21 protein-coding genes are annotated in these 23187 nt (G+C 71.3%); 13 read left to right on the top strand and 8 right to left on the bottom strand.

What is annotated here, in order from left to right:
* Window positions 1-45 precede the first annotated feature (45 nt).
* Both B5D60_RS04480 and B5D60_RS04475 read right to left on the bottom strand, forming a co-directional pair.
* Window positions 46-999, bottom strand: coding sequence for an NAD(P)H-dependent flavin oxidoreductase (locus B5D60_RS04480; RefSeq protein ID WP_078701283.1), 954 nt, complete (start codon window positions 997-999; stop codon window positions 46-48).
* A 5-nt stretch (window positions 1000-1004) separates the two neighbouring features.
* Window positions 1005-1826, bottom strand: coding sequence for an enoyl-CoA hydratase-related protein (locus B5D60_RS04475; protein WP_078699035.1), 822 nt, complete (start codon window positions 1824-1826; stop codon window positions 1005-1007).
* Between the two features lie 131 nt (window positions 1827-1957).
* Between B5D60_RS04475 and B5D60_RS04470 the strand changes: the two genes are divergently transcribed.
* The 3 genes from B5D60_RS04470 to B5D60_RS04460 are packed head-to-tail and all read left to right on the top strand — an operon-like array spanning window position 1958 to window position 5168.
* On the top strand, window positions 1958-3649 hold the full coding sequence (locus B5D60_RS04470; RefSeq protein ID WP_078699034.1) for a class I adenylate-forming enzyme family protein: 1692 nt from the start codon (window positions 1958-1960) through the stop codon (window positions 3647-3649).
* Window positions 3649-4386, top strand: a complete 738-nt coding sequence (locus tag B5D60_RS04465) for a VOC family protein (protein WP_078699033.1) — start codon at window positions 3649-3651, stop codon at window positions 4384-4386. The genes B5D60_RS04470 and B5D60_RS04465 overlap by 1 nt, the downstream gene beginning before the upstream one ends.
* Window positions 4383-5168, top strand: a complete 786-nt coding sequence (locus B5D60_RS04460; protein WP_078699032.1) for an enoyl-CoA hydratase/isomerase family protein — start codon at window positions 4383-4385, stop codon at window positions 5166-5168. Before B5D60_RS04465 ends, B5D60_RS04460 begins: the two co-directional genes overlap by 4 nt.
* A 29-nt stretch (window positions 5169-5197) precedes the next feature.
* Here the strand turns inward: B5D60_RS04460 and B5D60_RS04455 are convergent, their stop codons facing one another.
* Window positions 5198-6118, bottom strand: a complete 921-nt coding sequence (locus tag B5D60_RS04455) for a winged helix-turn-helix transcriptional regulator (protein ID WP_078699031.1) — start codon at window positions 6116-6118, stop codon at window positions 5198-5200.
* A gap of 147 nt (window positions 6119-6265) precedes the next feature.
* On the opposite strand from B5D60_RS04455, the gene B5D60_RS04450 reads away from it, so the two are divergent.
* The 7 genes from B5D60_RS04450 (at window position 6266) to B5D60_RS04420 (ending at window position 14066) form a co-directional block, all read left to right on the top strand.
* Complete coding sequence (locus B5D60_RS04450) at window positions 6266-7957, top strand: class I adenylate-forming enzyme family protein (RefSeq protein ID WP_078699030.1); 1692 nt, start codon at window positions 6266-6268, stop codon at window positions 7955-7957.
* Window positions 7958-8223: 266 nt separating this feature from the next.
* Window positions 8224-8943: an ABC transporter ATP-binding protein gene (locus B5D60_RS04445; RefSeq protein ID WP_231948971.1), complete on the top strand. Its 720-nt coding sequence runs from the start codon at window positions 8224-8226 to the stop codon at window positions 8941-8943.
* Window positions 8940-9653, top strand: a complete 714-nt coding sequence (locus B5D60_RS04440; protein ID WP_078699028.1) for an ABC transporter ATP-binding protein — start codon at window positions 8940-8942, stop codon at window positions 9651-9653. Before B5D60_RS04445 ends, B5D60_RS04440 begins: the two co-directional genes overlap by 4 nt.
* Window positions 9654-9662: 9 nt before the next feature.
* Window positions 9663-10562 (top strand): branched-chain amino acid ABC transporter permease, encoded by a 900-nt coding sequence (locus tag B5D60_RS04435; protein WP_078699027.1) that lies wholly within the window; start codon window positions 9663-9665, stop codon window positions 10560-10562.
* Entirely contained in the window at window positions 10559-11671 is a 1113-nt protein-coding gene (locus B5D60_RS04430) for a branched-chain amino acid ABC transporter permease (RefSeq protein ID WP_078699026.1), read from the top strand. Before B5D60_RS04435 ends, B5D60_RS04430 begins: the two co-directional genes overlap by 4 nt.
* Complete coding sequence (locus B5D60_RS04425; protein ID WP_078699025.1) at window positions 11668-12960, top strand: ABC transporter substrate-binding protein; 1293 nt, start codon at window positions 11668-11670, stop codon at window positions 12958-12960. Before B5D60_RS04430 ends, B5D60_RS04425 begins: the two co-directional genes overlap by 4 nt.
* A 143-nt stretch (window positions 12961-13103) precedes the next feature.
* Window positions 13104-14066: an SDR family NAD(P)-dependent oxidoreductase gene (locus tag B5D60_RS04420; protein WP_172806253.1), complete on the top strand. Its 963-nt coding sequence runs from the start codon at window positions 13104-13106 to the stop codon at window positions 14064-14066.
* A gap of 207 nt (window positions 14067-14273) precedes the next feature.
* Here B5D60_RS04420 and B5D60_RS04415 read toward each other — a convergent pair whose 3' ends face one another.
* Both B5D60_RS04415 and B5D60_RS04410 read right to left on the bottom strand, forming a co-directional pair.
* A complete protein-coding gene (locus tag B5D60_RS04415) occupies window positions 14274-14660 on the bottom strand; it encodes a nuclear transport factor 2 family protein (RefSeq protein ID WP_078699023.1) in 387 nt (128 codons plus the stop codon).
* Window positions 14661-14668: 8 nt separating this feature from the next.
* Window positions 14669-16390 carry a class I adenylate-forming enzyme family protein gene (locus B5D60_RS04410; RefSeq protein ID WP_078699022.1) on the bottom strand — a complete coding sequence of 574 codons (1722 nt, stop codon included), beginning with the start codon at window positions 16388-16390 and terminating at the stop codon, window positions 14669-14671.
* A gap of 133 nt (window positions 16391-16523) precedes the next feature.
* Here B5D60_RS04410 and B5D60_RS04405 point away from each other — a divergent pair, with 133 nt between their 5' ends.
* Both B5D60_RS04405 and B5D60_RS04400 read left to right on the top strand, forming a co-directional pair.
* Window positions 16524-17294 (top strand): SDR family oxidoreductase, encoded by a 771-nt coding sequence (locus tag B5D60_RS04405; protein ID WP_078701282.1) that lies wholly within the window; start codon window positions 16524-16526, stop codon window positions 17292-17294.
* Window positions 17291-18880, top strand: a complete 1590-nt coding sequence (locus tag B5D60_RS04400) for a long-chain-fatty-acid--CoA ligase (protein ID WP_078699021.1) — start codon at window positions 17291-17293, stop codon at window positions 18878-18880. Before B5D60_RS04405 ends, B5D60_RS04400 begins: the two co-directional genes overlap by 4 nt.
* 54 nt (window positions 18881-18934) lie before the next feature.
* On the opposite strand, the gene B5D60_RS04395 is transcribed toward B5D60_RS04400, so the two are convergent.
* The 3 genes from B5D60_RS04395 to B5D60_RS04385 are packed head-to-tail and all read right to left on the bottom strand — an operon-like array spanning window position 18935 to window position 22172.
* A complete protein-coding gene (locus B5D60_RS04395; RefSeq protein WP_078699020.1) occupies window positions 18935-19654 on the bottom strand; it encodes a VOC family protein in 720 nt (239 codons plus the stop codon).
* Window positions 19651-21210, bottom strand: coding sequence for a long-chain-fatty-acid--CoA ligase (locus tag B5D60_RS04390; RefSeq protein WP_078699019.1), 1560 nt, complete (start codon window positions 21208-21210; stop codon window positions 19651-19653). The genes B5D60_RS04395 and B5D60_RS04390 overlap by 4 nt, the downstream gene beginning before the upstream one ends.
* On the bottom strand, window positions 21207-22172 hold the full coding sequence (locus tag B5D60_RS04385; RefSeq protein ID WP_078699018.1) for a winged helix-turn-helix transcriptional regulator: 966 nt from the start codon (window positions 22170-22172) through the stop codon (window positions 21207-21209). The genes B5D60_RS04390 and B5D60_RS04385 overlap by 4 nt, the downstream gene beginning before the upstream one ends.
* A 104-nt stretch (window positions 22173-22276) precedes the next feature.
* Between B5D60_RS04385 and B5D60_RS04380 the strand changes: the two genes are divergently transcribed.
* Window positions 22277-23182 carry an SDR family NAD(P)-dependent oxidoreductase gene (locus tag B5D60_RS04380; protein ID WP_078699017.1) on the top strand — a complete coding sequence of 302 codons (906 nt, stop codon included), beginning with the start codon at window positions 22277-22279 and terminating at the stop codon, window positions 23180-23182.
* The last annotated feature ends 5 nt before the right edge of the window (window positions 23183-23187 follow it).

Here is a 23187-nt window from a genome sequence, read left to right as displayed (position 1 = left end):
CCGGTGATCGAGTAGCTCGGCGAGGAACGAGCCGGCGTATCGAGATCAGGCCAGGGGTGAGGTGAGGGCGAGGCGGCCGAAGCGGTCGGCGGCGGCGCGGTACTCGGCCTCGAGGCGGTCGACGACCGTGGCGGTGGGCTCGATCGCGTGGATCGTCTGCAGGCCCTGGCCGGCGGCCCAGAGGTCCTTCCAGCGCGCGCCGGCCCCGGCCGTGGAGTCGTAGTCGCGCTGGGCGGGACCGACCATGGCGTCGGGGTCGTAGCCGTTCGCGACCAGGCTCGGGCGCAGCCACGAGGCGGGGGTGCCGGTGACGCCGGAGCTGACGACGAGGTCGTCCGGGCCGTGGTCGACGACCATCTGCTTGTACTCCTCCTGCGCCATGCTCTCGGTGGTGGCCAGGAAGCGGGTGCCCATGTAGACCAGGTCCGCGCCGGCGGCGACCGCTCCGGCCACGCCGGCGCCGTCGGTGACGCCACCGCCCACGGTGACGATCCCGTCGAAGATCTCGCGGACGGCCGAGATGAAGGCGAACGGGGAGAGGTGGCCCGTGTGGCCGCCCGCGCCGGCGGACACGCACGCCAGGCCGTCGACCCCGGCGGCGATCGCCTTGGCGGCCAGCTTGAGGTTGACCACGTCGGCGATGACGATGCCGCCGTACGACTTCACGACCTCCATCACCGGCAGGGGGGACCCGAGGGCGGTGATGACGATGTCGGGCTGGTGCTCGGCCACGAGTCGCAGGTCCTCGGGCAGCCGCGCGTTGCTGCGGTGGGTGACCAGGTTGAGCGCCCACGGTGCGGCGTCGGGCGAGCCCGCGAGCCGGTCGCGGATCGTCCCCATCCACGTGTCGAGCTCCTCCGCCGTGCGGCAGTTCGGGCTGGGGAAGGAGCCCACGACCCCGGACTCGCAGGCCGCGACCACGAGGTCGGGTCCGGAGATCAGGAACATGGGCGCCGCCACCACGGGGAGGCGGAGGCGGTCGAGCACGGTGTCGGACATGAGGGTCACTCTTCTCGCGTAGCGGGGAACCAGTCCCGGGACAGAGGGGGGAATCGTGGGGGCCGGCGCTCGAGGAAGCTCGCCAGGCCCTCGCGGAAGTCGGCCGAGGACAGCACGTCGTCGAGCGTCGCGTCGACCGACTCGGACGCCTCGCGCACCCGGTCGACCCACGGCGCGACGAGATGCCGCTTGATGGTGGCCAGGGCGGAGGGGGCACACGTCGCGGCCGTCTCCTCGGCCAGGTCGAGTGCTCGGCGGACGGGATCGTCGGCGGTCTCGTGCACGACGCCGAGGCGGTGCGCCTCGAGACCGTCGAAGGTGCGGGCCGTGAGCAGCAGGTCGGCGGCGGTCGACTCGCCGGCGGCGCGGGCCAGCAGCGGTCCCATGCCGTGCATCGGCGGGAGGGCGCGCTTGGCGAACGCGGTGGTGAAGCGGGTGTCGGGGGCCGTGACGCGCAGGTCGCACTGCAGGGCCTGGGCCAGCCCGACCCCCGCGCACATGCCGGAGATCGCGGCGATCACGGGCTTCGGCACCAGCAGCGGGAACCACTCGGGCTGCTCGATCGAGGCCATCTCCGGGTTCGTCGTGCCGGTGTCGCCGTAGACCTGCAGGGCGTCGGTGTCGGCGCCCGGGCAGAACGTGCCCCCGGCGCCGGTCACCACGATCACCCTCACGTCGGCGTCGGCGGCCAACTCGGAGAGCGCGTGAAAGTACTCCCGTTGCAGCGGAACGCTCCAGGCGTTGCGACGCTCCGGGCGGTTCAGGGTCACCGTGGCGGTGCCGGGCCGGTCGCGCGTCACCACGACGATGTCGGGTCCGTCCGTCATCGATCCTCCTCCGGTGGTGGCTGTCCTAAACGGACCTTACATGCATTTGACCTTTGAAAGTCCAGTGGAAGAGGGAAATCTCGTAACTTCCTATCTAGTAGTTTTGCAAATCCTCGTCTAGGATCGCGGCCATGGAACTGTTCGACGAGGAACAGCGGCGCGCCTTCGTGGCCGACGGCTGGTGGACCGGCCGGACGTGGTCCGGGCTGCTGGACCAGGCCGCGCGCACCCGGCCCGACGCGACCGCCCTGGTCGACCCGCCCAACCGGGCCGCCGTCATGTCGGGGGAGCCCCGGTCGCTCACCTGGGCCGAGGCCTCCGAGGAGGTCCGGCGGATCGGCGCCGCGCTCCACGCCCTGGGCGTCCGCCGCGGCGACGTGGTCGGGGTGCAGCTGCCGAACGTGGTGGAGCTGCCGCTCACCCTCCTGGCCGTCGCCCGTCTCGGTGCGATCGCGTGCCCCTTCCCGATCCAGTACCGCAGCCACGAGCTGGTGCGGATGAGCGAGCTCGCGGGTCTCGGGGTCTTCGTCACCACCACCGCGGCGCTCGGCCGCGACCTCGCCGGCGAGGCCGCCGACTTCAGCACGGCCGTCCCCGGGCTTCGCGCGGTCGCGGCGTTCGGCGATCCGGCGTCCGATCCGCGACTGGTCCCGCTCGAGGCCGACGAGCCGGCGATCGCCGCGGCCGACGCGTACGCCGCCGGCCTCGACCTCGGCTCGGCCGATCCGGCCACGATCGTGTGGACCTCGGGCACGGAAGGCTTCCCCAAGGGGGTGCCCCGGGCCTACGGCGACTGGGAGGTGCTCGGCACCGCCTGCGTGCAGTCGCCGCGACTGACCTCCGACGACGTCCTGCTCAACCCGTTCCCGATGGTGAACGGTGGCGGGCTGGCCGGCATGTTCGTCCCGTGGCTGCTCACCGGTTGCACCCTCGTGCAGCACCACCCCTTCGACCTGGACCTGTTCTGCGAGCAGATCGAGGCGCACGAGGTGACCTACACCTGCGCGCCGCCGCCGGTGCTCAACGCGGTCGTGTCGGGCGACGGGCCCGACCGCGACCTGTCGTCCCTGCGCGCGGTCTCCTCGGGCTCGGCCCCGCTGGCCGGATGGATGATCGACGCCTGGGAGAGCGGTCGCGGCGTCGAGGTGCTCAACCTCTTCGGCTCGAACGAGGGCGGCATGCTGTTCGCCGAGCCCGAGACGGTGCCCGATCCGGCCCAGCGCGGACGTCTCTTCCCGCGCTACGGCCGGCCCGGCCTGGCCTACCGCACCCGCGTGGCGTCGGCGATGTCCGCCCGCCTCGTCGACCTGGCCGACGGCACCGAGATCGACGAGCCCGGCCGCCCCGGCGAGCTGCGACTGAAGGGCCCCGCGATCTTCTCGGGCTACCTGGGCCGGGGCCGTGAGGGCTTCGACGAGGACGGCTGGTTCTGCACCGGCGACGTCTTCGAGATCAGCCACGAGAACGAGGACCTGCTGGTGCACGTCGACCGGGCCAAGGACCTGATCATCCGCGGCGGCTACAAGATCTCGGCGGCCGAGATCGAGGCGATCGTCACGGCCGATCCGCGCGTCGCCGAGGCGGCTGCGGTCGCCCTGCCCGACCCCGACCTCGGCGAGCGGCTGTGCCTGTTCGTGGTCCCCTCGGGTGACGAGCCCGTACGGCTCGACGATGTGCTGCAGATCGTCCGCGCCGCGGACGTCGCGAAGTTCAAGTGGCCCGAGCGGCTGGAGATCGTGGAAGCCCTGCCCCGCAATCCGGTGGGCAAGGTCCTCAAGCGCGAGCTGCGCGACCAGCTGCGCACGACGACGGGAGTCAACTGATGGAATCACCGCGCACCGAGACCCTGCGCCTGCGCCAGATCGTCCTCATCACCGACGATCTGCCCGCGGCCACCGAGCAGGCGATCGCCGCCTTCGGTTTCCCCGGCACGGTCCGGGACGAGGAGGGGATGGCGAAGCTCGGCTTCGTCCACGAGGTGTTCAGCTTCGGCGACACCTTCCTCGAGATCGTGGCTCCGGCGTCCACGGACTCCGCGCACGGGCGCCTGGTGGCCAAGAACGGGCCGGGCGGCTTCATGGCCGTCGCCCAGGTGACCGACCTCGACGCCGTGGTCGAGCGGGCCGCCACCCGTGAGCTGGCCCCGCTCCTGCACGAGGAGTACGACGGGCACGTGATCTCGCAGTGGCACCCCAAGGCGCTCGGCACGCTCGCCGAGATCGACCAGGTCGAGCCGTTCGACACGTGGCACTTCGCGCCGGGGATCTTCGACCAGCGCGCGACCGGAGCTGCCCGCGACATCGTCGGCGCCACCCTCGCGGTCGGCGACCCGGCGGCCGTCGCGGCGAACTGGGCGGCGCTGACCGGCGCTCCCGTCGACGCCGACCACACGGTCAGGCTCGGCCCTGAGTCGCTTGCGCTGGTGGAGTCCGGTGACGGACGACGCGGCCTGGTCGCCGTCGACGTCGCCGCAGCCGACCCGCGGGACGTGGGGCGGGTCGTCGACCTGTGCGGCGTGCCCTTCCGCTTCGTCCCGCCCACCACCGAGGAGCCGTCATGACCAGCCCGCATGTCCACTACGAGGTCGCGGACGGCGTCGCGACGATCACGATCGACCGTCCGGAGAAGCGCAATGCGCTGAACTACGCGATGTACGACGCGATCCGCGACCACACGGCCGAGGCCGATGCCGATCCGGCCGTGCGGGCGATCATCCTCACGGGCGTCCCGGGTCAGTTCTGCGCGGGCACCGACCTGACCGAGCTGCGCGACGTCGAGCCGGGCACGAAGGCCGAGGACCGCGAGGGGCACACCGACGGCCGGCACTGGTACCTCTGGGAGTCGTCGACGCCGGTCATCGTGGCCGTCGACGGTCCCGCGGCTGGCCTGGGCGTCGAGCTGTCGACGCAGGCCGACTTCCGCATCGCCTCGACGCGGGCGAGGTTCTCGTGGATCTTCGTCCAGCGCGGCCTGATCCCCGACACCGGCGCCGGCACCTTCCTGCTGCCCGACCTCGTCGGGCCGCAGCAGGCCAAGCGGCTGGTGTTCTCGGGCGAGTTCATCGACGCCGAGGAGGCGAAGCGGATCGGCTTCGTGATGGACGTCGTCGAGCCGGAGGACCTCCTTCCCGCCGCCCGTGAGCTGGCGGCCAGGATCTCGACCGGCTCGCCGTTCGCGATCTCCCGCGCGAAGTCGCTGCTCAACTGGTCGTCGTCGCGCACTCGCGACGAGCACCTGGCCCGGCACATCGAGGCGCTCACCGAGTGCCAGCTGTCGAAGGACCACCAGGAGGGCGTGGCCGCGTTCCTCGAGCGGCGGTCCGCGGTCTTCACGGGTCGCTGAGTCACCGGCCACGAGGGCCGGTCGCCGGGTCACAGCTCGGCGATCGGCCCCTCGAACCGGATGTTGGTGCGCGTCAGCACGCCGTTGCACGCGTTGCAGGTGAACTGCGCCACGAGGTCGTCGTCGCACGGGATGTGCACGAGGTTGAGCCCCGAGCGGCCGTCCTCCGTGAGCCAGCGCTGGGCCCAGCCGTTGATCGTCGTCGTGACGTCGAAGAAGTCCAGCGCCTTGGAGGTGAGCCGGTACTCCTGCCGCTTGCCGCCGGCGACGTCCTCGCGTGACATGAGGCCCGCCTCCACGAAGAGGTGCAGCCGCTGGGTGAGGGTCACCGGGGAGATGCCGAGGTTCTCCTGGAAGTCGTTGAACCGCCGGGTGCCGGTGAACGCGTCGGACAGCAGGAAGGTGGACCACCGGTCGCCGAGGACGCCCGAGGCGTCGATCGGGGTGGTCATCGTGGGGGACCGGCGCGAGCGGCGCTGGACGCTGTCGAGCAGGAGCCGGTCGTCGACCGAGCCGCGCACGTCCCGGGCGCCCACGCCGATGGCGCCGCAGGCTCCGCACCCGAAGACCGGACGGGTGAGGTGCGTGCAGTCGAGGTGGCGCAGCTTGGTCTGCGCGTCACGGTGCAGGTGTCCCGCCCAGCGGCGGTCCCACACCCACATCGCCACGAGGACCTGCCACAGGTCGAGGCCCGCCTCGGTGAGGACGTACTCGCGCCGCGGCGGGTTGGTCTGGTACTCACGCGCCTCGAGGATGCCCTCGTCGACGAGGGAGTTCAGCCGGCGCGACAGGACGGGGTCGGAGATGGCCAGGGCGTTGCGCAGGTCCTGGAACCGTCGCTTGCCGTTGAACACCCACATGACGATCCGCAGCGTCCACATGTCGCCGAGCAGGATCAGGGACCGGCCGAGGGGTGAGGCGCCGTTCTCGTCCGTGGCCGCCGCCGTCATGTGGTGCCTTTCGTTGTCGTAGTCGTGCGGTGACAACAGTGGTTCCTGCGCGGAACATAGTCAAGCATCTCCACCCGTTTCGGGTCGCCGCGATTGACATGTAACTATGTTAGATGTAGTAACGGAGCAACCGAGCCCGGAGGAACCATGGAACTTCACCCGCCCGAACGCGTTGCCGAGTACGAGGCCCTGGGGGTCTGGGGCGTCCCGGTCTGGCCCGAGCGCGTGAGCGGCCACGTCGCCCGCGCGTCGGACCGCACGGCCGTGGTCGACGCCCCGAACCTGCACCAGCTGATGGGCCTGCCGCCGCAGCGCCTCACCTGGGCTGGGGTGCAGGAGCGCGCCCGCGACCTCGCGGCCGTCCTGCTCGCGTCGGGCGTCGCCCCGGGCGACGTCGTCGGGCTCCAGCTGCCGAACTGCGCCGACCTGGCCGTCTCCTACGTGGCGCTCTCCACGATCGGCGCGGTCGCGACGCCCTTCCCGATGCAGTACCGCGAGTACGAGCTGACGCAGATGCTCGAGCTCGCCGGCGCGAAGGCCTTCGTCGGCACGGCCGAGTTCCAGGGGACGCCGCTCGGCGAGCGTCTCGCCGCCCTGGCGGCGGTCGGCTCGGTCGCCACCGTGCTCACCTTCGGGCCGCGGGCCGTCGACGGTCACGTCGACCTCACCGCCGCACTGGCCGGGCCCGTCGACCGAGGGCCCCTCGACCGCCTCGTGGTCGACCTCGATCCCAACGACGCCGTGACGATCTGCTGGACGTCGGGCACCGAGGCGACGCCGAAGGGAGTGCCACGCTGCGCGAACGACTGGGAGCCGATGGGGCTGACGAGCGTCGACGCGATGGGACTGACGGCCGACGACGTGATCCTCAACCCGTTCCCGCTGGTGAACATGGCCGGGATCGGCGGGATGCTCGTGCCGTGGCTGCTGACCGGGGCCACCCTCGTCCTGCACCATCCCTTCGACGCACCGGTCTTCTTCGACCAGATCCGCACCGAGCAGGTCACCTACACGGTCGTGCCGCCGGCCCTGCTGGTCCGTGCGCTCGACCTGCCGTTCATGACTCCCGAGGGGATGAGCAGCCTGCGCCACATCGGCTCGGGCTCGGCGCCGCTGCCGCCCGCGATGATCCGGGCGTACAAGGAGCGGCTGGGCATCGACATCGTGAACTGCTTCGGCTCGAACGAGGGGCTCAACCTCGTGGGCGACCCCGCGACGGTGCCCGACCCCGAGCTGCGCTCGCGGCTGTTCGCCCGCTTCGGCTCACCCGACCACGCGTGGTCGAACCGCGGCCCGCGCGGCTACCGGACCAAGCTGATCGACCCGTCGAGCGGCGCCGAGATCACCGAGGAGGGGGTGCCGGGCGAGCTGCTGGTGCGCGGCCCGGGCGTGATCGCCGGCTACCTGGCCGGCACCACCACCTCGGACCCCTTCACCGAGGACGGCTTCTACCGCAGCGGCGACCTGTTCATGTACGTCGCCGACGCGGACGGCGACCTGCGCTACCTGCAGTACGTCGACCGCGCGAAGGACATGATCGTGCGCGGCGGGATGAACATCTCGCCGGCCGAGCTCGAGGAGCTGGTCGGCGCCCACGAGGACGTCGCCGAGGTGGCGGTCGTCGGGGTGCCCGATCCGCAGCTGGGGGAGCGGACCCGCGCGGTGGTCGTGCCTCGCGAGGGAGCGACCGTCACCCTCGAGTCCCTCGTGGACTTCCTGCGCGAGCGGCACATCGCCAGCTACAAGCTCCCGGAGAGCCTGCTGGTCGTGGACGAGCTGCCGCGCAACCCCGTCGGCAAGGTGCTCAAGCGCAGCCTGCGGCGGGCCGACGCGACCTGATCCACGCCTCCTCCACGAGCGGCGCGCCGGCCTCCGGCGCGCCGCTTTCGCTTGTCCTCAGGCGTACGCGACGCATCAATGAGAAAAGGCACTTCAAAACACAGAGTTTCTCTTGACCTGCGCCGTTTCGGACCGTTATAAAGACACAGGGATGCCAACCGAGTGACTCCGATCACAACCCAACGGCTACTGTGTCCCTCACGTACTTCGCTAGTGAAAGGCTCCTGATGCTTCAGGTTTCGGACGTTGTTCTCCGCTTCGGTGGGGTGACCGCGCTCGATCGGGTGGGGTTCGAGGTCGCCGAGGGCGAGATCTGCGGACTCATCGGCCCGAACGGCGCCGGCAAGACGTCGCTCTTCAACTGCGTCACCCGCGTCTACCAGCCCGACGAGGGCACGATCCGCTACGGCGAGGTCGACCTGCTCGGCCTGCGCCGCCACCAGGTGATCCGCTCCGGCATCGCCCGCACGTTCCAGAACCTGGCGCTGTGGCCCGAGCTGACCGTCCTGCAGAACACGATTCTCGGGGCCCACGGCACGCAGACCCCCCACCTGCTGCCGTCGCTCGTCGGCTGGCCCGGATCACGTCGCGCGACGAAGCAGGTCGAGGGCCAGGCCTGGGCGCTGCTCGAGCGCCTCGACCTCGTGGACGTGGCCTACCTGCCGGCCGCGGGCCTGCCCTTCGGCACCCTCAAGCGCGTCGAGCTCGCCCGGGCCCTGATCAGTCGTCCCTCCCTGCTGCTGCTCGACGAGCCCGCGGGTGGCCTGACCCACTCCGAGGTCGGCGAGCTGGGCGACCTGATCCGCTCCCTGCGCGACGAGTTCGGCTTCAGCGTGCTGCTGGTCGAGCACCACATGGGCCTGGTCATGGGCGTGTGCGACCACGTCGTCGCGATGGACTTCGGCCGCACGATCGCCGACGGCCTGCCCGCCGACGTGCAGCGCCACCCCGAAGTCATCGCCGCCTACCTCGGGAGGTCCGCATGACCGCGCTGCTCGAGGCCTCGAACCTCACCGCCGGCTACGGCGCCGCCACCGTCCTGCGGGACGTCTCGGTGCACGTCGACGAGCACGAGGTCGTCGTCGTGCTGGGCGCCAACGGCGCCGGCAAGTCCACGCTGCTGAGCGTGCTCTCCGGCCAGCTGCCGTTCCGGGGCGACCTGCGCGTCGACGGGAAGCCGCTCGACAACGTCCGTCCCGACGTCATGCTGCTCAACGGCGTCAGCCTCGTGCCCCAGGGCCGCGGCACGCTGACCTCCATGTCCGTCCTGGACAACCTGCGCGTCGGTGCCGTCACCCGTCGCGACAAGGCCGGGGTGGAGGAGGACCTCGACCGGTGGTTCGGCGTCTTCCCGCGCCTGGCCGAGCGCCGTGACCAGGTCGCCGGCACGCTCTCGGGCGGCGAGCAGCAGATGCTGGCCGTCGCGCGCGCGCTCATGAGCCGCCCCCGCCTGCTGCTGTGCGACGAGGTCAGCCTCGGCCTGGCCCCGGTCATCGTGCAGGGCCTGTTCGACACGCTGCGCGACATCAACCGCGAGTCCGGCACGGCGATGCTGCTCGTCGAGCAGAACGCCGAGCTGGCGATGGACATCGCGTCGCGCGTCTACCTGCTCGAGGTCGGGGAGGTCAGCGCCACCGGCTCCGCCGAGGCGTTCCGGGCCGACGACAGCATCCGCGCCGCCTACCTGGGCTACTGAGGAGCATCCATGGACATCCTGCTTTCCCGCGTCTTCGCCGGCGCCACGAGCGGCTCGATCTACATCCTGATCGCGCTGTGCCTCGTGATCGTCTTCCGCAGCTCCTCGACGATCAACTTCGCCCAGGGCGAGTTCGCCCTCTTCACGACCTACATCACGTGGTGGCTCACGACGCACGGGCTGAACCCGTGGGTGGCCATCCTGCCCGCGATCGCCATCGGCTTCGCGATGGGCGCGCTCGTCGAGCGCTGGCTGATCCGGCCGGTGGCCAAACGGGACGAGACGGCGGTGCTGATCGTGGCACTGGCCCTGTTCACCGGCCTCAACGGCCTGGACGGCTGGATCTGGGGGTCCGACGACAAGGTCTTCCCGCGCATGCTGCCCAGCGGTGAGAACGACTTCGTGACGATCGCCGGGGCCCGCCTGTACTACGACTCGATCAGCATCTGGCTGATCACCGCCGCGATCGTGTTCGCGCTATACCTGTTCTTCAGGTACACGAGCATGGGTCTGCAGATGCGGGCCGTCGCGACGAACCCGAAGTCCGCCGCGCTCTCGGGCGTCAAGGTGGGGCGCGTCCTGACCCTGTCGTGGGGCCTGTCGAGCGCCATCGGCGCCTTCGCCGGCGCCCTGCTCATCCCGCTGGTCCCGCCGGGCCAGCTCGGCCTGCACGGCATGTTCAACGTGCTGATCTTCGCCACGGCCGCCGCCCTGCTGGGCGGGCTGGACAGCATCAAGGGCGCCGTCGTCGGCGGCCTGGGCCTGGGCATCGGCCTGGCCCTGGTGAACGGGTACGCGACGTTCCTCGGCGGCTCGATGTCGCTGACCGTCGCCCTCGTCGTGATCGTGGTCATCCTGCTGGTTCGCCCCACCGGTCTGTTCGGGGCCCGACGTCTGGAGCGCGTGTGAACTCCCCTCGTGTCATCGAACGCGGAACGCCCGTCCACCGGGCCCTGATCGGCGTCGGGGCGGTCCTCACCGTCGCCGCGGTGCTGTGGCTCGGCGGGCTCGCACCGTTCGAGATCGGCCAGGTCACCCGGGTGATGATCTTCGCGATCGCCATCGCGGGCCTCAACCTCGCGACCGGCTACGTGGGCCTGCTGTCGGTGGGCCACTCGGCCTTCTTCGGCATCGGCGCCTACACCACCGGCATCCTCATGGTGAAGGCCGAGTGGGAGGGGTGGGCGACGATCCCCGTCGCGTTCGCGATCAGCCTCGTGGTCGGCCTGCTGGTCGGACTGCCGGCGCTGCGGATCCGCGGGCTCTACCTCGCGATGGTCACGTTGGCGTTCGCCGTCGCGTTCCCCGAGCTGGTCGCGCGCTTCGACGGGCTGACCGGGGGCGCGAGCGGCATGACCATCCCGCGCACCGCGATGCGGCCGCCGGAGTGGACCGGCCTCGGCCTGGGCGAGAAGTACGTCTGGCTGTTCTGGCTCTCCATCGTGGTCATGGCGATCACCTTCTACGTCTGCTGGTGCCTCTCGCGCAGCCGCTACGGCATGGCGATGTCGGCCGTCCGGCAGAACGAGATCGCCGCGTCGGCCTCCGGCGTGAACATCGCGATCGTCAAGGTCGGCAGCTTCGGGCTGTCGGGGGCGATCACCGGCGTCGCGGGCTCGCTGTTCGCGCTCTACATGGGCAGCCTCTACGCGGAGGGATCGTTCACCCTGCTGGCCGGCATCACCCTGCTGATCGGCCTGGTCATCGGCGGCGAGCGGACCGTGCTCGGCCCGATCGCCGGTGCTCTCGCCGTGGTCTACGTGCCGTACTACACGGCCGACATCGGCAGCGGCCAGTCGTCCGCCGTGCTGTTCGCGCTCGTCCTGCTGTTCGTCATCTTCGTGGCACCGGCCGGCATCGTCGGCTCGCTCGCCCACCTGCTTCGGCGCCACGTCGTCGTCCGTGACCCCCGTCCGGACGTCGCCACCGGTGTGACGCCGGTTGCGCCAGATCCGGCGCCCCACCCCGAGCACCCGCTCGACAGCACCATCACCCCCATTGAAAGGTCCCGATCATGACCGCATCCACCACTCTGCGCCGGTTCCGGCGTGCGGCGGTGCTCCCGGCCGCTGTGCTGGCGAGCTTCACCCTCGTCGCCTGTGGCTCGAGCAGCGACGACGACGGCTCCGCGAGCTCGTCCGGCGGCTTCGAGCTGAACCTGGACGACTGCGAGGATCCCGACGCGGCCACCAAGGAGATCACCGACAAGATCACCGTCGGCTACAGCGCCCCGCTCTCCGGCCCCATCGCCGGCGCGGCCGAGCTCGCCATCGCGGGCTACGACGCGCGCATCAAGCAGGCGAACGCCGACGACGAGCTCGGTGGCATCGAGCTCGAGGTCAGCTACAAGGACGACGCCTTCGGCCCGGACAAGGCGAAGGCGAACGCCACCGAGTTCCTGCAGAAGGACAAGGTCGACCTCATCACGACCTTCGGCGCCGGCCAGGTGGCGGCGATCGCCGACGACCAGAACGCGGCCTGCGTCCCGATGCTGTACCCCAGCTCGAGCGACATCCGCTTCACCGACATCGAGGCGTACCCGTGGACGCTGCAGTTCCTGCCGTCGGCTGACGTCGAGACCAAGTTCCTCGTCGACTACATCAAGTCGAAGGTCGACGACGTGAAGCTGGGCGTCGCCGAGAACGCCACCGCCAGTGGCGCGGCCATGGCCGCGGCGTTCGAGGACTCGGCCGAGGCCGGCGGCCTCGAGATCCTGGAGCAGACCGAGGACACGGATCCGACGGCGGCGGCCACGAAGCTGAAGGCTGCCGGCGTCAACGTCCTCTACCACGGTGGCGTCACCGGCACCTGTGGCGTGCTGGACCAGGCCATGGCCCGCGTCGACTTCAAGCCCGAGCTGCTCGTGAAGGCCAGCAACTGCGCGAACGCCGCGGAGTACATCGCCGCCGGCGCGGCGGCCGACGGCGCCGTCGTGCCGAAGTACCTCAAGGAGCCCGGTGACCCGGAGTCGGCGGACGACGCCGGTGTGAAGGAGTACCTGTCGCAGGTGTCCGACGTGTCCGACGTGGCCGACCCGAACAACACCATCACGGTGAGCGGCTGGATGGCCGCCGACCTGCTCGTCAACACGCTGAAGCAGGCGGCGGACTCCGACGCCGGCCTCACCCGCGAGAGCATCATGCTCGCGTCGCGCGACCAGGACTACGCGTCCCCGGTCCTGCTCGACGGCGTGACGTGGAAGAGCAGCGCGGAGCGCTCGGGCGGCGTCAGCGGCTTCGGCCCCTTCGCCTGGTCCCACAAGGACCAGCGCTTCGTCCCCGCGGGAGACGTCATCACCGTCGACTGATCCACACGGCGGTACGGCGGGCCCGGTCCTCGACCGGGCCCGTCGTCGTGTCCGTGCGCGGCTATGTTCCTAGCATCTACCGCGTCACAGATCCCTGAAAAATGCGGTATTCACGGGCACAGAGTGACTGTTACTATGAAAGCATGAATGACGCAGACCGCATCGATGCCGACGTCGCCGCAGACGACACCATCAGCTTCAGCCGCCTCGGCTACGAGCGACGCCGCCCGACCTGGGACGACTCCGACCTGGCCGACGTGAGCGGGAAGACGGTCATCGTCTCCGGCGGCACCGCCGGCGTCGGCCTGGGGGCCTCGCGGAGCCTGGCGGCTCTCGGCGCCCACGTCGTGATGCTCGGCCGCAGCGCCGAGCGGGGGAAGGCGGCCGTGCAGGAGATCACCGCCGCCACCGGGGCGAAGGTCGAGTGGATCCACCTGGACCTGGCCTCACTGGAGTCGGTCCGAGCCACTGCCGCCGAGCTGCTCGAGCGATACGGCCGCATCGACGTGCTGATCAACAACGCCGGCGGGATGTGGGACACGTGGGAGACCTCGGCCGACGGCATCGAGATGAGCTGGGCGACGAACGTCGTCGGTCCCTACCTGCTCACCGAGCTGCTGCTGGAGCGCCTCGGCGAGTCGGCTCCCGCACGCATCATCGAGATGACCTCCGGCGGGGCCTACAGCCAGCGCCTCACCCTGGGCGAGCTGCGCGGCGAGGAGGAGGCGTTCGACCCGAAGGCGACGTACTCGCGCACCAAGCGGGCGCAGATCGTGCTGACCGAGCTGCGCGGGGCCGAGCTGGCCGACCGGGGGATCGTCGCGCACGTGACGCACCCGGGCTGGACGGACTCGCCGGGCCTGCGCGGGTCCGGTGCGATGCAGGGCTTCATCCGCCGCTTCGAGTCCGACTTCCGCACGCCCGAGCAGGGCGCCGACACCGCTGTGTGGCTGGCCGCCGCCCGTGAGCCCGCAACGACCACCGGCCTGTTCTGGCACGACCGCCGCCCCCGCGAGACCCACCGCACCGACGCCACGCGCGAGACCGAGCAGGACCGTCGCGAGCTCGTCGAGCTCCTCCGCCGGGCCACGGGCCTCGCCGGCTGACCTCGCGCGCCCCGGAACCACCACCGCCCCGCCCTGCCGCGTTCTAGCACCCGCCCCCCACTTTTGTGACGCGGTTCGGGTCGCGGCGAGCCCTCCGGCCGACTCGCGTCACAAAAGTGGGGCGTGGGCTGGGCGGGCGGGAGCGCCGCGGGCCCGGAACACCACCGCCCCGGACCCTGAGGGTCCGGGGCGGTGCTGGGTCCGCGGTCAGCTGCTGAAGCGCGTCGCCTCGGCGGAGTCGATGTACTCGTCGAGGCGCTGGATCAGGCCGTCCTCGCCGACGGTGACGACCACGCAGGCGTGCAGCGTGACGGGCTCGCCCGTGCGGACGTTGGTGCCGCGCAGGACGTGCTGCTGCACGACGCCGCCCTCGAACAGCTGGATCCGGCGGTCGGTGTACTCGCGGTCGGTGACGCGCTCGGAGATCCGGCGCAGCACCTTGGCGTTCTGCTCGACCGTCTGCTCGACGCCGTCGTGGTTGTGCCAGATGACGGCGTCGGGCGCGTAGACGTTGAACAGGTCGGCGGGGTCGCCGGCCTGGGCGGCCGCGATGATGCGGTCGAGCAGCTGGACGTACGGGTGTCGGTCGTTCATGGGTCTCCTCAGGGGTTGACGGGTCGGCGGAGCTCGCGCTTGAGCACCTTGCCCACGGGGTTCCGCGGCAGCTCGTCGCGGATCTCGAGCCGCTCGGGCAGCTTGTAGGAGGCGATCCTCGCCTCGCGCAGGAAGGCGACGAGCTCCTCCAGGGTCAGTGCGGCGCCCGGGTTCAGGGTCACGACCGCCGCGACGCGCTCGCCCATCTGCTCGTCGGGATCGCCCACCACGGCGACGTCCGCCACCGCGGGGTGCTCGCCGATGAGCGCCTCCATCTCGGCGGGGGCGATGTTCATGCCACCGCGGATGACCAGGTCCTTCGCGCGGTCCAGGTAGTGCAGGAACTGGTGGCGGTCGCCGGCGATCTCGAAGATGTCGCCCGTCATGAGCAGGCCCTCCTCGTCGAAGGGGTTCGCACGGGTCTCCGGGTTCAGGTAGCCGGCGAAGATCGTCGGCCCGCCGATGCGCAGCTCCCCGGGCACGCCGGGCTCGGTCACCTCCTTGCCGGTGGCGGGATCGACCAGCTTGATCCGCACCCACTCGGAGATCCGGGAGGACCACGTCACGCCGGGGGCGCCGTACCTCGGGAAGAACTGGGCCCGGTCGTCGGGGTCGGGGAAGTCCTCGACGCTGGACAGCAGGCCGATGCCCTCGTTCGAGCCGAAGAAGTTGATGACGCCGATGCCCAGCTTCTCCTGCCAGCCGCGGACCATGACCGGCTGCAGCGGCGCGGAGCCCGAGCCGATGCGGGTGAGGCTCGACAGGTCGATCTGTCCCAGCAGGTCGTCGTTGTGCAGCAGCATCCACAGCAGGGCGGGCGGGGCCACGGTGTAGGTGGCGCGCTCCACCGCGATCTGGCCCAGGAAGGTCTTCAGGTCGAAGGGATGGTGCTGCACGAGGACGCCGCCGGTGCGCAGCCACGGCAGGAACATGCCGTTGATGCCGGCCATGTTGACCATGGGGAACGGGTTGAGCAGGACGTCGTCCGCCGTCACCTGCGGGGCGTCGACGGTCGCGGTGCTGATGGCGGCCCACTCGAGGTGGGCGCGCGGCACGCCCTTCGGCTCGCTCTCGGTGCCCGAGGTCCAGCAGATCGTCGCGCAGTCGTTCGCGTCGTTCGGGTCGGCGGCGCGACGGGCCTCGACGCGGGCCCGCTGGTCGGCGGTGGCGTTCGTGGGCGACCACGCGATGAGCGCCGCGTCGAGACCCTCCAACTCCGACGCGTCGCCGAACGCGATGACGTGCTCCAGGGTGGGCACGCGGTCACGCAGCGCAGCGGCCTCCTCGGCCGGACTCCGGCCCGCGAAGGCCGGCGCGCCGACGAACGCGCGGAAGCCGGCCTGGTTCGCCATGCCGACGATCTCGTGCTCGCGGTACTGCATGGGAAGTGGCGACACGACGATGCCGAGCAGCCAGGCACCGAGGTAGACCTGCGCCAGCTCGATGGTGTTCGGCAGCTGCACGCCGAGCACGTCGCCGCGCTGGAGACCGAGGTCGTCGAGGCGGGCGGCCACCGTGAGGACCTCGGCGTCGAGCTCGCTCCACGTGAGACGGCGCGCGGCCGATCCCAGCAGGTCGGACCGGTTCGCCGGGTCGACGATGGCCAGGTGGTCGGCCCGTTCGGCGACCTGCTGGAGGTAGAAGCCGTCGAGGGTCTCCTCGGTCCACCATCCCTTCGCCTGGTACTCCCGGACCTTCGCCTGCGGATGCAGGCCCCTCGCGATCGCCATGGTCGCTCCTCGTGACACTTCAGTTGACAGTGTGATACAGATTACTACATTAAACGTAGTGAGTGCACCAAGGAAAGAGGAGTGCCATGACATCGACTTCCGAGCGTCCGGGGACGTCGCCGTGGAGGGCTCGATGAGCCGCGGCCGCAGGACCCCGGTCGCGGGCAGCACGGTCGTGGTGACCGGGGCCAACCGCGGCATCGGTCTGGCCTTCGTCCAGGAGGCGCTCGCCGCGGGCGCGGCCAAGGTCTACGCAGGCGTCCGCGACCTCGGCGACATCACACCCGAGCTCGCCGCGAGCGGTGCCGAGCCGGTCGCCCTGGAGGTGACCGACCCCGAGCAGGTGCGAGAGGCGGCGCGCCACTGCGCCGACGCCACGGTCGTGGTGAACAACGCCGGACTCCACGCGGGCGACCGCCTCGTCCAGGCCGCCGATCCCGGCGCCGCGCGCCGCGAGATGGAGGTCAACTACTTCGGCCCGCTCGAGATGACCCGAGCGTTCGCCCCGGTGATCGCGGGCAACGGCGGGGGAGCGATCGTCAACGTCCTGTCCGTCGCGGCCATCGCGCCGACCGCATTCATGGGCGGCTACTCGGCCTCGAAGGCCGCGGCCCTCTACCTGGGTGGCATCGCGCGGGCCGAGCTCGAGCCGCTCGACATCGGCGTGACCTCGCTCATCGTCGGCTCGGTCGACACGCGCATGGCGGCCCACGTCGACGGCGACAAGGAGGACCCGCGTGACGTCGCGCGGACCGGCCTGGCCGCCATGGCGCGCGGCGACTGGACCTGCGACACCGATCGGATGGCGATCGAGTCGCGCGCCCGCATGGCCCGCGACCCCATCCGCTACGAGCGTGGTCTCGGCCGGCTGCTCTTCGTCGACCAGCTCAGGACGAAGGGATGACCCTGTCCGGGTTCACCTGGAGCACCCACGGCGACGGCTCGGACTTCCGGCGGCTCGAGGACGTCCTGCGGCGCAGTGCCGCCGCGACGCCGGACGCGATCGCCGTGATCGAGCCCGGTGGCGCCACGACCTTCGCGCACCTGGACGAGGCCGTGAACCGCTTCGCCGCGGCGCTCGTGGCCGAGGGCGTCCAGCCGGGCGATCGGGTCTGCTACCTCGGCGAGAACTCGACGACCTTCTTCGAGGTGCTGCACGGCGCCGCGAAGGCGGGGGCGATCCCGGTGCCGCTGAACTTCCGGCTCGCGGCGCCCGAGATCGCCCACATCGTGGAGGACGCGGCGCCGCGCGTGGCCGTGCTGGGTCCCGGCATGGAGATCCACGCCGAGACGATCGCGGGAACGGGCGTGGAGTGTGTCCTCACGGAGGTCCCGCACCCCGGCTTCGCCGTCCTCGACGCGTGGCGCGCTGGGCATCCCGCGGTGGATCCGGGTCACGCCCGCGACCCCGAGGACACCGCGCTGATGTTCTACACGTCCGGGACGACCGGGCGCCCCAAGGGCATCGAGCTGAGCGGCCGGAACCTCAGCTCGGCCCTCGCCGGGCCGCTCGCCGTGGTCGGGTTCGACGCCGACAGCGTGGCCCTCGCACCCGTCCCGTTCTTCCACGTCACGGGCTTCGGGCTCGCGCTCATGGCGCACCTGAAGGGCGCGACCCTGCTCATGCTGAACCCCGACGGCCCCGCGGACCTGTGCCGGATCCTGCGGGAGCACCGGGTGAGCCACGCGGTGATGGTGCCGACCGTGATCCAGTTCCTGCTGGGCCTGCCGGAGGTGCGCGACGCCCACTGGGGCACCCTCAGCTGGATCATGTACGGCGGCGCCCCCATGCCCGAGCCGGTGCTGCGCGACGCGACCGAGGTGTTCGGCTGCGGCTTCTACCAGGGCTACGGGCTCACCGAGTCAACCGGCGGCGTCGCCCTGCTGGGGCCGCAGGACCATCGGCCGACTCCCGCGACCGTGCACCGACTGCGGTCGGTGGGACGGGTCGAGGGCAACAACGAGGTGCGCATCGTCGACCCCGCCACGGGGGCTGACCTGCCGCCGGGCGAGCGCGGCGAGGTCATCGTGCGCGGCGGCAACGTGATGAAGGGCTACTGGAGGCGCCCCGAGGACACCGCGGCCGCGATCGACGCGGACGGGTGGCTGCACACCGGCGACGGGGGATCGATGGACGCCGACGGCTACCTGTACCTGCACGACCGGCTGAAGGACATGATCGTGACCGGCGGCGAGAACGTGTACCCCGCCGAGGTCGAGAGCGTCCTGACCGGCCACCCGGGCGTCGCCCAGGTGGCGGTGATCGGAGTCCCGTCGCAGCGGTGGGGCGAGTCGCCCCTCGCGATCGTCGTGCGCGCCGCGGGAGCCGACGGCGAGGCGCTGACCGCCGAGTCGCTGATCGAGTGGGCGCGCGAGCACCTGGCGCACTTCAAGTGCCCCACCGACGTGGCGTTCGTCGAGGCGCTGCCGCTCAACGCGAGCGGCAAGCTGCAGAAGGTGCGGCTGCGCGAGGAGTTCGCGGGCCGCTGAGGACGTGCGAAGGGGCGGGACCGGATGCGGTCCCGCCCCTTCGTCCGGTCCCGCTCAGTCCCGCAGGACCCGCAGCGTGACGCGGCCGAGTTCGATGGCCTCGGGCAGGCCGGCGCCGGCGGGGGTCGCCCGCACGTCGATGGCGCTCATCCGCGGTGCCTCGTCCTGGACGAAGCGCACGGTCCGCGTGCCGAGCTCGATGACCGGGTGCCCGTCCTTCTCCAGCACGGGCACCCGGAACACCGCGGCCCAACGCTCGGCCCGGCCCTGCGGGTCGGGCGTGGCCAGGTCGATCCCCACCACGTCGTCGATCCACGGGTCGGGCGACGGCGGGTGCTCGAGGTGGTCCCAGAACCACTCGTCAGCGTCGGGGATCTCGTCGAGCTCGACCAGCAGTCCCATGTCGCCGGGATGCAGCTGGACGATCCGGCGCCCGTAGGCCTCGGCCTGGATGGCCAGGCGCACGCCGGCGGCCTCGATCGCCGCGAGGTGCGGATCGAGATCGGGGACCTGGACCGAGATGCAGTACCCCGACGTCCCGCCGACACGGTCCAGCCAGGCGTTGATGGAGGCGCGGTCGCTCAGCGGACCGACCAGCTCCAGGTGGGCCTCGGGCCCGACGGGGATGGTCTCGTCCGCGAGGTGCATCTCCTCCAGGAGCGGATCGGCGAAGCCGGGCTCGAGGTGGAAGGTCTCGCGCAGCTCGCGGCTGGTCGCCTCGAGGTCACGGGCGCCGATGACGACCTGGCGCAGGATCGGGAAGGGGCTGGTCATCCGATGGTCCTTTCTGCGGCGGCCCAGTGGGGCGCGCGCAGCTCTCGCTTGAGGATCTTCCCCGAGGGATTACGGGGAAGCATCTCGATCACCTCGACGGAGGTGGGGCACTTGAAGTGGGCCAGGTGCTCGCGCGTGAACGCGATGAGCTCCTCGGGCGTGACGGACTCGCCCTGCCGCGTCACCACGACGGCGTGCGGCGTCTCGCCCCAGCGCTGCGACGGGATGCCGATGACGGCGACCTCCTGCACGGCGGGGTGCGCCATGAGGACGTTCTCGACCTCGGCGGGGTACACGTTCTCCCCGCCGGTGACGATCATGTCCTTCAGCCGGTCCTTGAGGAACAGGTAGCCGTCGGCGTCCAGGTAGCCGGCGTCCCCGGTGCGGAACCAGTCGCCGTCGAAGAACGAGGCCTCCGTGGCGTCGGGCCGGCGCCAGTACGAGCGGGTCACCATGGCGCCGCGGACGACGACCTCGCCGACCTCGCCCGTGGGGACGTCCTTGCCCTCGCCGTCGACGGTCCGGATCTCGATGCCGGGCACGGCGCGACCGGCGGACTGCAGCTTGCTCTCGGGGCCGGTGACGTGGTCCTCGGGACGCAGGATCGTGGTCACGCCGATGGTCTCGGTGAGGCCGTAGCTCTGCGAGAGCTTGGCGTCGAAGATCTCCTGCGTGCCGAGCATGACGGTCTCCGAGATCGGGGAGCCGCCGTAGACCAGGTGCTCGACGCTGGAGTAGTCCGCCGCGGCGGCCTGGGGGTTGGAGATCACCATCTGCATGACGGTCGGGACCATGATCACGTGCGTCGCGCGATGGCCGACGAGCAGGCCCAGCATGCTCTGCGGCGTCACCTCGATGAACTGGATGATCCGGCCGCCGTGGGCCAGCGAGATGAGCGACCAGCCGCCCGCGGCGATGTGGTAGTACGGCGTCGGCACGAGGCTCACCGTGTCGGGCCCGACCTCGAACTGCGCGGCGAACGCGGCGACCGCGGCCAGCATCGCGTCGGACGTGGTGGTGACGCCCTTCGGCTTGCCCGTGGTGCCGGAGGAGTACATGAGCGACAGCAGGTCGTCGCCGCTCACGTCCTGCGCCGGGTCGGTCGTGGACTGCTGCGCGAGCCACTGCTCGTACGCGACCCAGCCCTGCGGGACGGTCGGCTCGCCCTCCTGGCTGAAGACCAGGCGCAGCCCGTCGAAGTCGGCCGGCACGAGGTCGGTGAGGTGGTCCTCCACGACGAGGACCGACGGCTCCGCGTCCGACAGGATCCAGGCGATCTCGTCGGCGGACAGGCGGAAGTTCAGCGGCACCACGGCGGGGCCGGACTTCGCCGTGCCGAAGAAGAGCTCCCAGAACTCCGTGCCGTTGCGGGCGAGGTAAGCGACGCGGTCGCCGCGCCCGAGGCCGTGGGCCCGCAGGCCTGACGCGACCTGGTTGGTGCGGGTGTCGAGTTCGCCGTAGGTGACGGTCCGTCCCTCTCCGACGATCGCGGACGAGTCGCGGTACGACCGGCTGCTCGCGCGGAGGAGGTCCGCGACGGTGCGTGCTCCGTTCATGCTGTTCCTTCATGTGTGGTCCGGTCCTCGATGACCGGGACGATCGTGATGGTGCCCGTGCGCAACGGCTGCCGGCACTGGTCGCAGGCCAGGTGCGCGAGGAAGTCCTGCCCGCACGCCGCGTGGGTCTGGACGAGCGCCGGTCCCTCGGGCGAGACGAACCACTTCTGGGCCCAGTGCAGGGACAGGGCCGTGATGGGGAAGAAGGCCCGTCCCTTGTCGGTCAGGTGGTACTCGGGGCGCCCGGGGTGGCGGGCGTGCTGGCGGGACTCCAGCACGCCGAGGGCGCAGAACGCGCGCAGTCGCTCGGCGATCAGCGTGGGGGGAGCGCCGAGGGCGGACTCGAACTCGCTGAACCGGACCATGCCGCGGAACGCCGCGCCGATCAGGGCCGAGGACCACCGGTTCCCGAAGATCTCCAGGGTCTGGGGGTACTGCGGGGAGACGGTGACCGAGTCCGGTCGCCGGCGCGTGGAGGACGCGGGAACCGATCGCTCCCAGCCGCCGCTGGGTCCCCAGGCCGCGCGGATGTCGCGGGCCTCGACCGGGGCGCCGCACGCTCGGCACGTCAGCAGGGGAGCGAACTCGGCGCCGCACGTGTCGTGGCGGCGACGGGGGAGGGCCTCGCCGGCGGGTCCGGTCCAGCGGCGCTCCCACTCCCAGATGGCCAGCATCATGGGCCACAGCGTGCGGCTGCGGGCGGTCGGCAGGTATTCGGCACGCAGTGGGTTGGTCCGGTAGATGCGCCGATCGAGCAGGCCGTGCTCGGCCAGCTGGGTCAGTCGGTGGGTCAGCACGGAGTTCGAGATCGGCATGGCGCGGCGGAACTCGCCGTACCTGGTCAGCCCGCGGGACGAGTGGCCCAGGAGCAGCAGTGACCACTCGTCGCCGAGGATGCCCAGCATGCGTCCGACGGCGTTCGTGCCGCCCGGCTCGAGCAGCGTGGGTCCCCCGTCGGTCATCGGCCGTTCCTCGAAGTCGTGCGGCTCCCCGCGTGGGGACTTGTCATCTGCGTCACACCGTACTACAACTAACGGAGTATCTCTATCAGTCGAAGTGAGGATTCATGAGTCGAGTTCTGGACGGCCGGGTCGCCGTGGTCACCGGTGGCGGCAAGGGCCTGGGGCGGGCGTTCGCCCTGGACCTGGCCCGCGCGGGAGCGGCCGTCGTGGTCAACAACCGCAACCGGCAGGTCGACGCCGACGGGCTGGGCCCGGCCGACCACGTGGTCGCCGAGATCCAGGCCCTGGGTGGACGCGCCGTGGCCAACCACGACGACGTGGCCGACCCCGCCATCGGCGAGCGCCTCGTGGCCACCGCGCTCGAGAGCTTCGGCCGGCTCGACGTGCTCGTGACCAGTGCCGCCGTCAGCGCGCCGCAGATGGCGCACAAGACCACCGCCGAGAGCTTCGGCCAGGTGCTCGACATCAACGTGACCGGCACGGTGCTGCCCGCCGCCGCGGCGATGGCGCACATGCGCGGCGCCGGGTTCGGACGGCTCGTGCTGATCGCCTCCACCGCCGGCCTGCACGGCGAGACCACGGTGTCGGCCTACGCCGCCAGCAAGGGCGCCGTGATCGCCTTCGGCCGCACGGCCGCCGTCGAGGGGGCCGGCAAGAACGTGCTCACCAACGTCGTGCTTCCGTACGCCACGACCCAGATGACCGAGGCCGGGATGGATCCGCGCCATGCCGACCGCATGCGCTCCGACCTCGTCGCCCCGCTCGTGACCGCCCTGGCCTCGCCGGAGAGCACGATCAACGGCCAGGTCGTCGTCGCCGCCGGCTCCGCGCTGCGCGCCGCCGACGCCGTCGAGTGGGGGACCGTCGGCTACGACGCCTCCGAGTCCCTCGACCCGGCCACCCTCGAGCGGCTGCTCGCCGACTCCCGCGCGAGGGACCCGCACACGTTCACCCACGCCCAGGACGCCTTCCAGAGCCTCGCCGCGGATCTCGCCGCGAGCACCCACTAAGAAGA

This window comes from Aeromicrobium choanae (assembly GCF_900167475.1).
GTDB classification, from domain to species: domain Bacteria; phylum Actinomycetota; class Actinomycetes; order Propionibacteriales; family Nocardioidaceae; genus Aeromicrobium; species Aeromicrobium choanae.
The sequence above is the reverse complement of the archived record's forward strand: the minus strand, read 5'-3'. Positions and strand labels throughout refer to the sequence as shown.

Bases quoted from the DNA above. Each gene is read 5' to 3' on its own strand.
- B5D60_RS04480 (WP_078701283.1), bottom strand. From the start codon at position 999: ATGTCCGACACCGTGCTCGACCGCCTCCGCCTCCCCGTGGTGGCGGCG.
- B5D60_RS04475 (WP_078699035.1), bottom strand. From the start codon at position 1,826: ATGACGGACGGACCCGACATCGTCGTGGTGACGCGCGACCGGCCCGGC.
- B5D60_RS04470 (WP_078699034.1), top strand. From the start codon at position 1,958: ATGGAACTGTTCGACGAGGAACAGCGGCGCGCCTTCGTGGCCGACGGC.
- B5D60_RS04465 (WP_078699033.1), top strand. From the start codon at position 3,649: ATGGAATCACCGCGCACCGAGACCCTGCGCCTGCGCCAGATCGTCCTC.
- B5D60_RS04460 (WP_078699032.1), top strand. From the start codon at position 4,383: ATGACCAGCCCGCATGTCCACTACGAGGTCGCGGACGGCGTCGCGACG.
- B5D60_RS04455 (WP_078699031.1), bottom strand. From the start codon at position 6,118: ATGACGGCGGCGGCCACGGACGAGAACGGCGCCTCACCCCTCGGCCGG.
- B5D60_RS04450 (WP_078699030.1), top strand. From the start codon at position 6,266: ATGGAACTTCACCCGCCCGAACGCGTTGCCGAGTACGAGGCCCTGGGG.
- B5D60_RS04440 (WP_078699028.1), top strand. From the start codon at position 8,940: ATGACCGCGCTGCTCGAGGCCTCGAACCTCACCGCCGGCTACGGCGCC.
- B5D60_RS04435 (WP_078699027.1), top strand. From the start codon at position 9,663: ATGGACATCCTGCTTTCCCGCGTCTTCGCCGGCGCCACGAGCGGCTCG.
- B5D60_RS04425 (WP_078699025.1), top strand. From the start codon at position 11,668: ATGACCGCATCCACCACTCTGCGCCGGTTCCGGCGTGCGGCGGTGCTC.
- B5D60_RS04420 (WP_172806253.1), top strand. From the start codon at position 13,104: ATGAATGACGCAGACCGCATCGATGCCGACGTCGCCGCAGACGACACC.
- B5D60_RS04415 (WP_078699023.1), bottom strand. From the start codon at position 14,660: ATGAACGACCGACACCCGTACGTCCAGCTGCTCGACCGCATCATCGCG.
- B5D60_RS04410 (WP_078699022.1), bottom strand. From the start codon at position 16,390: ATGGCGATCGCGAGGGGCCTGCATCCGCAGGCGAAGGTCCGGGAGTAC.
- B5D60_RS04405 (WP_078701282.1), top strand. From the start codon at position 16,524: ATGAGCCGCGGCCGCAGGACCCCGGTCGCGGGCAGCACGGTCGTGGTG.
- B5D60_RS04400 (WP_078699021.1), top strand. From the start codon at position 17,291: ATGACCCTGTCCGGGTTCACCTGGAGCACCCACGGCGACGGCTCGGAC.
- B5D60_RS04395 (WP_078699020.1), bottom strand. From the start codon at position 19,654: ATGACCAGCCCCTTCCCGATCCTGCGCCAGGTCGTCATCGGCGCCCGT.
- B5D60_RS04390 (WP_078699019.1), bottom strand. From the start codon at position 21,210: ATGAACGGAGCACGCACCGTCGCGGACCTCCTCCGCGCGAGCAGCCGG.
- B5D60_RS04385 (WP_078699018.1), bottom strand. From the start codon at position 22,172: ATGACCGACGGGGGACCCACGCTGCTCGAGCCGGGCGGCACGAACGCC.
- B5D60_RS04380 (WP_078699017.1), top strand. From the start codon at position 22,277: ATGAGTCGAGTTCTGGACGGCCGGGTCGCCGTGGTCACCGGTGGCGGC.